Origin of the sequence: Micromonospora sp. CPCC 206060 (assembly GCF_036906895.1) — a bacterium.
Lineage (GTDB): Bacteria > Actinomycetota > Actinomycetes > Mycobacteriales > Micromonosporaceae > Micromonospora.
The window spans coordinates 1-12,867 of the sequence record NZ_JBAKHU010000021.1 but is presented as its reverse complement, the minus strand read 5'-3'; the positions used below and the strand labels follow the sequence as shown (position 1 = coordinate 12,867).

General features: G+C 72.2%; 11 protein-coding genes and 1 pseudogene. 10 read left to right on the top strand and 2 right to left on the bottom strand.

Translation table 11 applies throughout. From position 1 onward, the window contains the following. The first annotated feature begins 168 nt into the window (after window positions 1-168). The 8 genes and pseudogenes from rsmD to mutM all read left to right on the top strand — a co-directional run bounded on the left by rsmD (window position 169) and on the right by mutM (window position 5,691). Window positions 169-732, top strand: a complete 564-nt coding sequence (gene rsmD, locus V6U90_RS15465; RefSeq protein ID WP_334436222.1) for a 16S rRNA (guanine(966)-N(2))-methyltransferase RsmD — start codon at window positions 169-171, stop codon at window positions 730-732. Continuing rightward, window positions 729-1,217 carry a pantetheine-phosphate adenylyltransferase gene (gene coaD / locus V6U90_RS15460; RefSeq protein WP_334436220.1) on the top strand — a complete coding sequence of 163 codons (489 nt, stop codon included), beginning with the start codon at window positions 729-731 and terminating at the stop codon, window positions 1,215-1,217. Before rsmD ends, coaD begins: the two co-directional genes overlap by 4 nt. 185 nt (window positions 1,218-1,402) lie before the next feature. Then, a complete protein-coding gene (locus tag V6U90_RS15455) occupies window positions 1,403-1,900 on the top strand; it encodes a hypothetical protein (RefSeq protein WP_334436217.1) in 498 nt (165 codons plus the stop codon). A 169-nt stretch (window positions 1,901-2,069) separates the two neighbouring features. Beyond that, complete coding sequence (locus V6U90_RS15450) at window positions 2,070-2,633, top strand: YceD family protein (protein ID WP_334436215.1); 564 nt, start codon at window positions 2,070-2,072, stop codon at window positions 2,631-2,633. A 4-nt stretch (window positions 2,634-2,637) separates the two neighbouring features. Further along, a complete protein-coding gene (gene rpmF / locus V6U90_RS15445) occupies window positions 2,638-2,811 on the top strand; it encodes a 50S ribosomal protein L32 (RefSeq protein WP_208813190.1) in 174 nt (57 codons plus the stop codon). A 114-nt stretch (window positions 2,812-2,925) separates the two neighbouring features. Then, window positions 2,926-3,858 (top strand): annotated as a pseudogene (locus V6U90_RS15440) (phosphate acyltransferase PlsX); the annotation flags it as partial. A 146-nt stretch (window positions 3,859-4,004) separates the two neighbouring features. Continuing rightward, on the top strand, window positions 4,005-4,853 hold the full coding sequence (gene rnc / locus V6U90_RS15435) for a ribonuclease III (protein ID WP_334436210.1): 849 nt from the start codon (window positions 4,005-4,007) through the stop codon (window positions 4,851-4,853). Continuing rightward, window positions 4,846-5,691 carry a bifunctional DNA-formamidopyrimidine glycosylase/DNA-(apurinic or apyrimidinic site) lyase gene (gene mutM / locus V6U90_RS15430; RefSeq protein ID WP_334436207.1) on the top strand — a complete coding sequence of 282 codons (846 nt, stop codon included), beginning with the start codon at window positions 4,846-4,848 and terminating at the stop codon, window positions 5,689-5,691. The genes rnc and mutM overlap by 8 nt, the downstream gene beginning before the upstream one ends. Before the next feature lie 61 nt (window positions 5,692-5,752). On the opposite strand, the gene V6U90_RS15425 is transcribed toward mutM, so the two are convergent. Continuing rightward, window positions 5,753-6,589, bottom strand: coding sequence for an endo alpha-1,4 polygalactosaminidase (locus tag V6U90_RS15425; RefSeq protein WP_334436205.1), 837 nt, complete (start codon window positions 6,587-6,589; stop codon window positions 5,753-5,755). Between the two features lie 409 nt (window positions 6,590-6,998). Next, entirely contained in the window at window positions 6,999-8,306 is a 1,308-nt protein-coding gene (locus V6U90_RS15420) for a CAP domain-containing protein (protein WP_334436203.1), read from the bottom strand. 375 nt (window positions 8,307-8,681) lie between these two features. Between V6U90_RS15420 and V6U90_RS15415 the strand changes: the two genes are divergently transcribed. Together V6U90_RS15415 and smc are read left to right on the top strand one after the other, a co-directional pair. Further along, window positions 8,682-8,876 (top strand): hypothetical protein, encoded by a 195-nt coding sequence (locus V6U90_RS15415; RefSeq protein ID WP_036374707.1) that lies wholly within the window; start codon window positions 8,682-8,684, stop codon window positions 8,874-8,876. 329 nt (window positions 8,877-9,205) lie between these two features. Beyond that, window positions 9,206-12,787, top strand: coding sequence for a chromosome segregation protein SMC (gene smc / locus V6U90_RS15410; protein WP_334436186.1), 3,582 nt, complete (start codon window positions 9,206-9,208; stop codon window positions 12,785-12,787). Window positions 12,788-12,867: the final 80 nt, after the last annotated feature.

Genomic DNA, 12,867 nt, shown 5'->3' with positions numbered 1-12,867 from the left:
GACAACGGACACTAAGGGACAGTTCTCAGCAATCATCAAGGCCGATGATGCGGATTTGAGACGGTTGATATACCGAGCGTGGTTGATTCATGACATGAGATCCACCGACCGTGTGGTGCCGGCATCCCGGCCGTCCCGTAGCGTCGCCGGTATGCAGAGGGAGCGACGGTGACCCGGATCGTGGCGGGCACGCTCGGTGGACGGCGGATCGCCGCCCCGCCCGGTGCCGGTACCCGCCCCACCTCCGACCGGGTACGCGAGGCGTTGTTCAGCGCCATCGAGGCAGATCTCGACCTGGCCGGTGCCCGGTTCGCCGACCTCTACGCCGGCTCCGGGGCGGTGGGGCTGGAGGCGTACTCCCGGGGTGCCGCAGAGGTGCTGCTGGTGGAGTCGGACCCCCGGGCCGCCCGGGTGATCCGGGAGAACATCGCCCTGCTGCGGGCCGCCCCAGCGGTGCGGCTGGTCACCGGGAAGGTCACCACCGTGCTCGCCGCCGGCTGCCCCGGCGACCCGTACGACGTGGTCTTCGCCGACCCGCCGTACGCCGTAGGAGATGCGGACCTCACCGCGATGCTGGCCGCGCTGGTCGACCGCGGGTGGCTGGCCCCGGACGCCCTGGTGGTGGTGGAGCGGTCCAGCCGGACCGGCCCGGTCGGGTGGGTGCAGGGAATCACCGGTGAGCGCAGCCGGCGCTACGGGGAGACGTCTCTTTGGTACGGTCGCCGATCATGAGACGTGCGGTCTGTCCCGGCTCGTTCGATCCGGTCACCAACGGGCACCTCGACATCATCGGCCGGGCCAGCCGGCTGTTCGACGAGGTGATCGTCGGCGTGCTGATCAACCAGTCCAAGAGTGGCCTGTTCACCGTCGACGAGCGGTTGTCGATGCTGCGTGAGGTCACCGCGTCGTACGACAACGTCCGGATCGAGTCCTTCCGTGGGCTGCTGGTGGACTTCTGCCGGGCGCAGCAGGCCGCCGTCCTGGTCAAGGGTCTGCGGGCGGTCAGCGACTTCGACTACGAACTCCAGATGGCCCAGATGAACATCGGGCTGGCCGGGGTGGAGACGCTGTTCATGCCGACCAACCCGCTCTACTCGTTCCTCTCGTCCAGCCTGGTCAAGGACGTCGCCAAGTGGGGCGGGGACGTCTCGGCGCACGTGCCCGACCTGGTCCGGGAGCAGTTGCGGCGGCGGTTGGCCCCCGACACCCGGGGCTGACCGCCGGGGTCGGGCGCCCGCCCGGCCCCGGGTCATGACCACCCGTCGTCCACCTGCCGGCGACGCGCCGCGCCAGACGGGATGGGCCACCTGTCGCCTCCGCACCGCATCATTGGTGGAGCAGCAGGACGGTCCGAACCCGCATCATGGAGGTCGGCCGACAAAATGACAGGAGTGGTGTGCCGGTGGACCCGCTCGACCGCATCGACGAACTGATCGCCATGGTGGAGGCGGCCCGGTCCGTCCCGATGTCCCGTAACAACTGCATGGTCGACCGGGGGGAGATGATCGCCGTGCTCGACGAGCTGCGCGCCGAACTCCCCGCCGACCTGCGCCGGGCCGCGGCGCTGCTGGAGGAGCGGGACAAGATCATGGACGCCGGTCGGCGGGAGGCGGACCGGATCATCAGCGAGGGTGAGGCGGAACACGCCCGGCTCGTCTCGATGAACGAGATCACCGTCTCCGCCGAGCACGAGGGTGCCCGGATCATCGCCGAGGCCCGCGCCGAGGCGCAGCGGCTGCGCGCGGAGGTCGACGACTACGTCGACACCGCCCTGGCCAACTTCGAGCAGTTCCTCACCCGGGCGCTGGCCTCGATCGAGCGTGGTCGGGACAAGATGCACGCGCTGCGGGAAATCGGTACCTTCGGCGGTGACGAGGCGGAGCGGCCACTGCCGTTCTGACGTCTCGGTCCCGGCCCGATCCGGGTGAGCCTGCCCCGGCAGGCGTCGAGCAGTACCCCACCGGCCGGCAGCAGGGCCGGGACGCGGCGGGGCGGTGGCCCCGGTTCGACGGTACGACCGCGACCCAGGTAACCTGCTTTGTCGGCCTCTCACAGGCCGGAGTCTGACTATGCCCAAACACACGCCTTCCTCACTCAACCCCAGGTCGCCGCTGGTCCTCGACACGAGGGAGCTGCCGCGCCGACCTGGTTCGTTGCGTACGGTCAAGCGGGTGGCAGCGGCACCGGCGGACCTCGGCCTGGAGATGATCGGCGTGCCGGAAGGCGCCGACCTGGACCTCGACCTGAGTCTCCAGTCGGTTTCCGAGGGTGTGCTCGTCTCCGGGACCGTCAGCGGTCCCGTCCGGGGCGAGTGCGGGCGCTGCCTGCGCCCGATCGAGGACTCGTTGACCGTCCCGATCCAGGAGCTGTACGCGTACGAGAACAGCACCACGGACGAGACGACCGACGAGGACGAGGTTGGCCGGATGCAGGGCGACCTGATCGACCTGGAGCCGGCGTTGCGGGACGCGGTGGTGCTCACACTGCCGACCAACCCGCTCTGCCGAACGGACTGCCCAGGACTGTGCCCCGAGTGCGGGGTGCACTGGGATGATCTGCCGGCCGATCACAGCCACCAGCAGATCGACCCGCGTTGGGCGGGCCTGTCGCAACTGACCCGTAAAGAGGAGTAATACCGTGGCCGTCCCGAAGCGCAAGATGTCGCGCAGCAACACCCGGTCCCGCCGGGCGAACTGGAAGACCGCGGCGGTCGCGACCGTGGCCTGCCCGCAGTGCAAGTCGCCGAAGCTGCCGCACGCCGCCTGCTCCGTCTGCGGCACCTACAACGGCCGTCAGGTTCTTGAGGTCTGACCTGGACGCCGAGTGACGCTCCCGACCCCGGGTCGGGTGGCGCCCACGCCCTGGCGGTTGCCCGGTGTACCGGCTCCGTCACACGCCGGCCGGACCGATCCGGCCGGCGTACCGATGGAGCCGGGCACCGTGCGGATCGCCGTCGACCTCCTCGGCGGGGACGATGCTCCCGCCGTCGTGGTTGACGGCGCTCTGCGGGCGCTCGGCACCGACCCCGGCCTGACCCTGCTGCTCGTCGGCCCGCCCGAGGCGGTCGGCGAGCTGCTCGGCGCGCTGCCCCCGGCCGACCGGGCCCGGGTCGCGGTGCGACCGGTCCGGGGGGTCGTCGCCATGACCGACCACCCGACCCGGGCGGCCCGCCCCGACACCACGGTGCGTGCCGCCGTGGCGGCGGTGGTCGACGGGCTCGCCGACGCGGTCGTCTCCGCCGGTTCCACCGGCGCCACGGTCACCGCTGCCGCACTCGGTCTGGGCCGCTGGCCGGCGGTACGCCGTCCCGCGCTGGTCGCCACCATGCCCGGCATCGACGGGCCGGTGGTGCTGCTGGACGTCGGCGGGTCGCTGGAGGCCCGACCGGCCACCCTCGCCCGGCACGCGGTGCTCGGCGCCGGCTACGCCGCGGTGACGCATGCCGTGGCCGGTCCCCGGGTGGGGCTGCTGTCGGTCGGCACCGAACCGGGCAAGGGGGACCGCGCCCGGCGCGCCGCCGACGTCGTCCTGACCGGTCAGCAGCTACCCTGCGCCGGTCGGTACGTCGGCCTGGTCGAGGGGTACGACATCGCCTCCGGCGCCCGGGCCGACGTCGTGGTGACCGACGGCTTCACCGGGAACATCCTGCTCAAGGCGATCGAGGGCGCGTACGCGATGGCCGGTGGTCCACCGACCAGCGGTCGGGCGCCCCGGGCCGCCACCCTGCTGGGGGTGGCCGGGACGGTGGTGGTCTGCCACGGCGCGGCCCGGGAGGACGATGTCGCCTCCGGCATCGCCCTCGCCGCCCACCTGCACCGACGGCGGGCCATCGCCACGATCGCCGGGCTGCTCGCGGACCATTCCAGCGCCGGACTGCTCGCCGGGCACGAGCGGGCCGGCTCGTCCACCGACCACGGACGCGGGTCATCCATCGACCGCGACGGCAAGGGGCCGTCCACCGGAACCGACCGAGACGACTGCCCGACCGACACCGAGGTAAGCGCATGACCAACGACAAGCGGCGCCGTGCTCCCGTCGGCCACCTGGAGGCGGCGTTCGGCGTCGCCCTGGACCCCGAGCTGCTGGAACGCGCACTGACCCACCGCTCGTACGCGTACGAGAACGGCGGACTGCCGACGAACGAGCGGTTGGAGTTCCTCGGCGACTCCGTCCTCGGTGTGGTCATCACCACGGCGCTCTTCCAAAACCATCCCGACCTGCCCGAGGGGCAGCTCGCCAAGCTCCGGGCCAGCGTGGTCAACATGCGGGCGCTGGCGGAGGTGGCGCGCGGCCTCGGCCCGTCGGGGCTCGGCGCGTACCTGCTGCTCGGCAAGGGCGAGGAGACCACCGGTGGCCGGGACAAGGCGAGCATCCTCGCCGACACCCTGGAGGCGCTGCTCGGCGCGATCTACCTCCAGTACGGGCTGGAGACCACCTCGATCGTGATCCACCGGCTGTTCGATCCGCTGATGGCGGAGTCGGCCGGCCGGGGGGCCGCGCTGGACTGGAAGACCAGCCTCCAGGAGTTGACCGCCTCGCTCGGTCTCGGGGTGCCGGAGTACCGGATCGACCACGCCGGCCCGGACCACCTGAAGACCTTCACCGCCTGGGTGGTGGTGGCCGGCAGCCGGTACGGCGGTGCGGAGGGGCGCAGCAAGAAGGAGGCCGAGCAGCGGGCGGCCGAGGCGGCCTGGCGGACGTTGTCCGAGCAGCTCGACGGTGGATCCGCCGATGGCCAGGCCGGCGATGGTCAGGCCGGCGATGGGCGGTCCGCCGATGGCCAGGCCGTCGAGGGGCGGACCGGGGCGCCGGATGCCGCGCAGCCGGCGGAGCCGGGCCTGCCCCGTGCCTGAGCTACCCGAGGTCGAGACGGTCCGGCAGGGCCTGGACCAGTGGGTCACCGGCCGCCAGATCAGTACCGTCGAGGTGCGCCACCCCCGGGCGGTACGCCGGCACCTGCCGGGCGGTGACCACTTCGCCGCCGTGCTCGCCGGCCGGACCGTGACCGGTGTCCGGCGCCGGGGAAAGTATCTCTGGCTGCCGCTGGACAGCGGGGACGCGATCATCGGCCACCTCGGCATGTCCGGTCAGCTGCTGCTCCAGCCGGCCGAGGCGGCCGACGAGGTGCACCTGCGTATCCGGTTCCGCTTCGCCGACGGCGGCCCGCAGCTGCGCTTCGTCGACCAGCGCACCTTCGGCGGGTTGTCGGTCTCCGAAAACGGGGCGGAACTGCCCCGGGAGATCGTGCACATCGCCCGGGACCCGATGGACCCGGACTTCTCCGACCAGGGCTTCGTCGCGGCGCTGCGCCGCCGACGGACCGAGGTCAAACGGGCCCTGCTCGACCAGACCCTGATCTCCGGGGTGGGCAACATCTACGCCGACGAGGCGCTGTGGCGGGCCAAGCTGCACGGCACCCGACCCACCGACGCGCTGACCGCCCCGGCGGCGACCCGGCTCCTCGGACACGTGCGGGACGTCCTCGGTGAGGCGATCGTCCAGGGCGGGACGAGTTTCGACGCCCTCTACGTCAACGTCAACGGCGAGAGCGGGTACTTCGACCGGTCGTTGAACGTCTACGGCCGGGAGGGCGAGCCGTGCCGGCGGTGCGGGGCGCCGATCCGGCGGGAAGCGTTCATGAACCGCTCGTCGTACAGCTGCCCGGGCTGCCAGCCCCGCCCCCGTCCGTAAGGAAGGGCCCCTTCTTATCGCTTTCGGTATAGGAAGGGGCCCCTCTTAACACCCCGGACCGTCAGTACGCGCAGGGCGCCCGCCAGGCGTCCAGCGTCCGCTGCTTGCGCATCGAGGCGAAGCCGTAGCCGACCGTGGTGACGCAGAAGTCGGCGGTGCTGCCCGCGTACTCGACGTGCAGCACCGGCTTGCCGGCCTCGGTGAAGGGCAGCAGCCGGTCGCACTGGCGCAGCCGTACGCACTCCTCGTTGACCGCGAAGTCGAAGTCCGGGGCCAGCGCGGCGACCTGCCCCACGTTGTTCACCAGGCCGGGGGAGAGGGCCAGCGAACGGGCCAGTTCGGCGAGCCGCCGGTTGAACCGGAGCTGCGCGTCGAAGTCCAGTGGGAACCCGGAACGGTGGGCGTACCCGTCGACGGCGGTGAACGCCACCGCCTCGAACCGTTTGCCCCGGCACAGCCGCAGCCGGTCGGCGAGTACCGGCTCCAGCACGTCCCACTGCCGCACGTCCAGCCAGGTGCCGCCGCGCGGCGCGCCGCTGCGCCCCCGGACGGGGGTGGGGAAGCGGGCCGCGTCCACGTCCTGGTCGGTGAACGAACCGGCGCTGACCAGGCAGATCAGGCGCCGTCCCCGGGACCGCAGTTCGGTGGTCTCGGCGGCGGTGGTCCGGACCGGGTCGAGCAGGAAGACGTCGGCTTCGACGGTGACGTCGAGCGGGCCGCTGAGCTGCCACTGCCAGGGCTGCGGCCGGGTGACGCCGCCCGGCCACGGTTCGGGTACCACCGGACGGGGCGGCTCGCTGCGGCATCCGACCAGGGCACCGGCCAGGAGTACCACCGTGAGCAGCACCGGTGCCGCCCGGTGCCGCCCGTTGGTGTCCCACCGTGACCGGCTCCGCATCGGCAGCTCCCGGGGCCACGGACGTCCCCCGTCCGTCCGATCGGGCCCGCCGCCGGCAGCCGGTGTCCCCGGCCCGACCGGTGGCCGCCGGCGCGGTCGTCGTCGGCACCACCCGGCACCGTGACCACCTGTGCGGCCGGACGCGCCCTCACCGGCTCAACGAGTACGCCCACCGGAACGACTCGTTGATCATGAAGTTATCGCCGTTCGCGTCGGCGTGTCGCGACAATAACTTCATGATCAACGGTCGGGGTGGGCTTAACGGTCGGGGTGGGCTTAACGGTCGGGGTGGGCTTAACGGTCGGGGTGGGCTCAACGGCGGGGTGGGCTCAACAGTCGGGGTGGGCTCAGTAGCTGGGGTGGTCCGGGTTGGCCGGACCGGGCGGGGCAGCCCAACCGGGTGACCCGGTCAGGCCCGGGAGCCGAAGACCTGGGTCCAGTAGAGCCGGCCGCCGCCGGTGGCCACGCCGACGCCGATCGCCTTGGCGTCACAGTTGAGGATGTTGGCGCGGTGCCCGGGGCTGTTCATCCAGCCCTCCATCACCGCAGCCGCCGTCTCGTACCCCATCGCCACGTTCTCGCCGATCGGGTACTGGTACCCGGCCCGCTTGGCGCGCTGCACGAAGTCGCTGCCGTCGCTGCCGGTGTGCGACATCTGCTGCCGCGCGGCCTGGTCGTCGCTGTGCAGTTGGGCGGCGGTGGCCAGGTTGGCGTTGATCGTGACCGCGCCGCAGCCCGCCTTGGCCCGTTCCTGGTTGACCAGCGTGACGACCTGCTGTTCGACGCTGCTGGTGCCGGTGTTGCCGGCGGGCGCCTGGGTGCGGCTCGGCGCGGGGGATGCGGTCCGCTTGATACTGCGCGTCGGTGCCTTCGCCCGTACCGGGGTCGGGCTGGGCTTCGCCGTGGGGCTGGGCGAGGCGTTCGGGCTGGTCGTGGCCGACGGCGTACCCGTCGGGTCGCCTGCGGTGTCGGCCGCCCCCGTGGAGGCCGACCCACCATCGACCGGCAGCCCACCGGCCCCCTCGGCGACCAGGGGCTGCTGCCCTTCGTTGCCGGTCGGCAGGAACGCGACCCCGGCGCCCACCATCACGGCCAGGGCCACCACGGCGGCGGCTCCGGCGGCCAGCGTGGGCCGGGGGAGACGGCGTCCCGACCGGCGCCGGGCGTCGGCGGTACGGTGCGCGACCGGTGCGCCGGACGTGGCCCCGGTCCAGCCGGTGGTCCCCCTTACCCGGTCATCGTGGAACACCTCGTCCCGGCTCGGCGTCCGTTCGTGGCGGTACCCGTCCGCCCCATGCCGGTATCCGTCCGACTGCTGGTGGTATCCGTCCGCCACGTACGGGTACCCGTCGGACTCGTACCGGTACCCGTCGGTCGGGTACCGATCCGCATCGGGCTCGTACCGGTATCCGTCGGTCGGGTACCGATCCGCATCGGGCTCATACCGGTATCCGTCGGGATTGGCGTGGTACGCCTCCGGGTGACCCGGGTGGGGAAGACCGGACGGGAGGGTGTCGTCCCCGCCCGAGGGCCCGGTGCGGTGCGGGTCGACCGGGCCGGGAAGGCTGGCGTACGCCGCCGAGCCGTACGACTGGTAACCGTCCCAGTCGGGGTAGGCGGGGGAGGGCTGTCCGGACGACCGGTGCGGCGGTTCCCCGGTCGGTGGGACGGGACGCTGCGCGCCCTCCTGGTCGAGCGGATCGTTCCAGCCGTGCACGCGGATGCCTCCACAGGTTCGCTGGTCTGAGTCGCTGCGACGCTACGTGCGGCGTTCGACCGGGAGCAACGTGGCTAAGAAAGAGTTAAGGCGAACGTGAGGATTCTTCTCTCAGTTCGACCGTACCGCCCGGGTTAGACTCCGCTCGTCCGAACAGCGTCATGTTCGTGCCTGGTGGGCGACCCGGTGAGCCGGACCGGTCGACGTGGAGATGATCTACGGCCTGGGAAAACTTGACGCCGATGGCTTCTGGCCGCAATATATAGGTGTCGCCAGTCGCGCCCGTTCATGCCCGCGTTTGCTGCGGGTTGATAGTCGCGAGGTTTCGGGCGCGCGTTGGCCGGCCTTTCCGGCAGCGCATCACAAGGAGACAAAATGGCTAAGGCCCTGTACGGCCACGTCGGCGCGGCGCCAGACCGGCGTCTGCTTGACGAGGTCACCCGACTGCGTTCACGGGTACAGGCACTGGAGTTCGAGATCACGCGGCTGCGTGCCGAGAATGATCGGCTCGCGGCGGCGGCAGCCGAGGCGGACGACCTGCTCCGGCTCGCCGAGCCCGCGCTGACCTGATCTCCCGGGCGCCGGTCCGGCCGGCGCCCGCCGCCTGTACAACTCGATCGCACCACACCAATCGCGCGCCGACACCTTGAGTGACGGCGCGCAGTTGTATCTGCATCCAACCGCGCCGATGGTGCAGTTCCGGCCCGGACCAATGATATGAAAAGCCGTAATTCCTGGTTGCTTTCTGCAAGATCGCCGAGAGTGGGTGGGCTGGTCGGGAGGGTCGCGTAACCGACCGGGCCGGACCGGGCGTTAGTCTGCGGATTGACCAGGGCCTGGTAGAGCAGGCCCCAGGGCCTGGGCAAGCAGGCCCCGGCCCCCGGCACAGGATCGAGACGGTGCACCTCAAGAGCCTGACGGTGAAGGGTTTCAAATCCTTCGCCTCCGCGACGACGCTCAAGCTTGAGCCCGGGATCACCTGCGTGGTCGGCCCGAACGGCTCGGGCAAGTCCAACGTCGTCGACGCCATCGCCTGGGTCCTCGGTGAGCAGGGCGCCAAGGCACTGCGCGGCGGCAAGATGGAGGACGTCATCTTCGCCGGTACCGCCGGCCGGGCCCCGCTGGGCCGCGCCGAGGTCACCCTCACCATCGACAACACCGACGGTGCCCTGCCCATCGACTACACCGAGGTATCGATCACCCGGCGGATGTTCCGCTCCGGGGAGAGCGAATACGAGATCAACGGGGACTCCTGCCGGCTGCTCGACATCCAGGAACTCCTCTCCGACTCCGGCATCGGCCGGGAGATGCACGTCATCGTCGGACAGGGCCGGTTGGACGCCGTCCTGCACGCCAAACCGGAGGACCGGCGGGCGTTCATCGAGGAGGCGGCCGGCGTCCTCAAGCATCGCAAGCGCAAGGAGAAGGCCCTGCGCAAGCTCGACGCGATGCAGACCAACCTCAACCGGCTCACCGACCTCACCGCCGAACTGCGCCGCCAGCTCAAGCCGCTCGGCCGGCAGGCCGAGGTGGCCCGGCGCGCCGCCGGCATCCAGGCCAACCTGCGGGACGCCCGGCTCCGGCTGCTCGCCGACGACCTGCACACCCTGCGCGCCACCCTGGACAAGGAGATCGCCGACGAGACCGCGCTGCGCGAACGGCGCGAACAGGTCGACGCCGAGTACACCGAGGTGCAGCACCGCCTCGGCGAACTGGAGGCGGCGCTGGCCGAGGACGCCCCGCTGCTCGCCGCCGCCCAGGACACCTGGTACAAGCTCTCCGCGCTGACCGAACGCTTCCGCTCCACCGAGCAACTGGCCCGGGAACGGTTGCGGCACCTGAGCGCCACACCCGAGGACGAACGGACCGGCCGTGATCCGGACCAGCTCGCCGCCGAGGCCGAACGGGTCCGGGAGCAGGAGGAGGAGCTGCGCGCCGCGCTCACCGACGACCAGGTACGTCTGGCCGAGGCGGTCGAGCAGCGACAGGAACTGGAACGCCAGCTCGCCGCCGCCGAGCGGGCCCTGGTCGCCGCCGCGAAGGCCGCCGCCGATCGGCGGGAGGGGCTGGCCCGGCTCACCGGACAGGTCAACTCGGCACGGGCCCGCACCACCAGCGCGGGCGAGGAGATCGAGCGGCTCGCCGCGGCGTACGCCGACGCGCTGGGCCGGGCCGAGCGGGCCCAGGCCGACCTGGACGCGGTCGCCGAGCAGTCCACCGAGGCGGACCGGGACAACGCCGAACTGGACGCCCGGCACGCCGAGGCGGTCACCGCCCAGGAACAGGCCGCCGCGCAGGTACGGGCGCTGTCCGACGCCGAGCGGAAGGCGGAGAAGGACGCGGCCACCTGGAGGGCCCGTGAGGAGGCGCTGGCCATGGGGCTGCGCCGGGCCGACGGTGCCGGGGCGCTGCTGGCGAAGGCGGACCAGGTGCCGGGCCTGCTCGGCGGGCTGGCCAGCCTGCTCACCGTGGCGCCCGGCCACGAGGCGGCCCTTGCCGCCGCGCTCGGTACGCTCGCCGACGCGGTCGCGGTCACCGGGATCGACGAGGCCGCCGAGGCGATGCGTTTCCTGAAGATCTCCGACGCCGGGCGGGCCGCCATCCTGGTCGGTGGTCCGGCCGGGCCGGGCATGCAGGGTTCCGTCGACGCGCTGCGGCCCCGGCTGCCCGAGGGCGCGAAGTGGGCACCGGACCTGGTCGGCTGCCGCGACGACCTGCGCCCTTCGGTGCACCGGGCGCTGCGGGACGTGGTACTCGTCGACGATCTGGCAGCGGCGACCGCGCTGGTCGGCGCGAATCCGGAGCTGCGCGCGGTCACCCCGGACGGCGACGTGGTCGGCGCCTATGCGGCGGCCGGTGGCTCGGCCAAGGCGCCCAGCTTCATCGAGGTGCAGGCGGCCGTCGAGGAGGCCCGCGCCAACCGGACCGCCGCCGAGCAGGCCATCGCCGAGCTGCGGGACCAGCTCGCCGAGGCCCGCGCCGAGGTCGTCGGGCGCAAGGAGGCGGTGGCGGTGGCCGCCACCGCCAAGCGGGAGGCCGAGGGGCAGCGCAACGCCGCCGCCCGCCGACTGGCCGAGCTCGGCGCCGCCGCCCGCTCCGCCCGGGCCGAGACCGAACGGCTCGGTGCCTCCCGGGACCGGGCCGAGCAGGCCCGCGAGCAGGACCTGATGAAGCTCGCCGAGCTGGAGGAGCGGCTCAAGCTCGCCGAGGACACCCCGACCGAGGATGAGCCCTCCACCTCCGAGCGCGACCAGCTCGCCGCGATGGTGCCCCGGGCCCGGCAGAACGAGATGGAGGTCCGGCTCGCGGTCCGGACCGCCGAGGAACGGGTCGCCGCGATCGCCGGCCGGGCCGACTCCCTGATGCGCCAGGCCACCGCCGAGCGGGCCGCCCGGGAACGGGCCGCCGCCCGGCGGGCCGCCCGGATCCGGGGCGCCGGCATCGCCCGCGCCGTCGAGGCCGGCGCCCGCGAGGCGCTGGTCCGGCTCCGGGTCTCCCTGGCCCGGGCCGAGGAGCACCGGGACGCGGTGGCCCGCGAGCGGTCCGCGCGCGAGGCCGAGTTGCACGAGGTACGCGCCGCCGCGAAGCGCCTCGGCGCCGACCTGGAACGGCTCACCAGCCAGGTACACCGCGACGAGGTGGCCCGCGCCGAACAGCGGATGCGGATCGAGCAGCTGGAGGCGAAGGCGGCCGAGGACTTCGCACTGGACGTGGAGACCCTGATCGCCGAGTACGGCCCGCAGCAGCTCGTGCCGCCCACCCAGGCGGACGTGGCGGCGGCCGAGCGGGACGGCCAGCCGGTCCCGGAGCCGGTCCGGTACGAGCGGGCGGCACAGGAGAAGCGGGCCGCCAAGGCGGAACGCGAGCTGGCCATGCTCGGCAAGGTCAACCCGCTGGCGCTGGAGGAGTTCGCCGCCCTGGAGGAACGGTTCAAGTTCCTCTCCGAGCAGCTGGAGGACCTCAAGGCCACCCGACGGGACCTGCTCACCGTGGTCAAGGACGTCGACGACCGGATCCTGGAGGTCTTCGCCAGCGCGTTCGCCGACACCGCCAAGGAGTTCGAGCAGGTCTTCACGGTGCTCTTTCCCGGCGGCGAGGGGCGGCTGGTGCTCACCGACCCGGACGACCTGCTCACCACCGGCGTCGAGGTGGAGGCCCGTCCGCCGGGCAAGAAGATCAAGCGGCTCTCGCTGCTCTCCGGCGGGGAACGTTCGCTGACCGCGGTGGCGATGCTGGTGGCGATCTTCCGGGCCCGACCCAGCCCGTTCTACATCATGGACGAGGTGGAGGCGGCGCTCGACGACGTCAACCTCGGCCGGCTGATCACCCTGATGGCCCAGCTCCGGGAGAAGAGCCAGCTCATCATCATCACGCACCAGAAGCGGACGATGGAGGTGGCCGACGCGCTCTACGGCGTGACCATGCGCAGCGGCGTCACCCAGGTGATCAGCCAGCGGCTCAACCGGAGCGAGGAAGACTAGACCCAACGCCGTTCAGTTAGGGGCGTGGCTGGTTCGTCAAGGGCCGGTGGTGAGGATGTCGATGCTGGTGGTGGCCTTGT

What these genes read in the sequence shown, in the direction of transcription:
- coaD (WP_334436220.1), top strand. Translation starts at nt 729, where the DNA reads ATGAGACGTGCGGTCTGTCCCGGCTCGTTCGATCCGGTCACCAACGGG.
- V6U90_RS15450 (WP_334436215.1), top strand. Translation starts at nt 2,070, where the DNA reads ATGCCCAAACACACGCCTTCCTCACTCAACCCCAGGTCGCCGCTGGTC.
- rnc (WP_334436210.1), top strand. Translation starts at nt 4,005, where the DNA reads ATGACCAACGACAAGCGGCGCCGTGCTCCCGTCGGCCACCTGGAGGCG.
- V6U90_RS15425 (WP_334436205.1), bottom strand. Translation starts at nt 6,589, where the DNA reads ATGCGGAGCCGGTCACGGTGGGACACCAACGGGCGGCACCGGGCGGCA.
- V6U90_RS15415 (WP_036374707.1), top strand. Translation starts at nt 8,682, where the DNA reads ATGGCTAAGGCCCTGTACGGCCACGTCGGCGCGGCGCCAGACCGGCGT.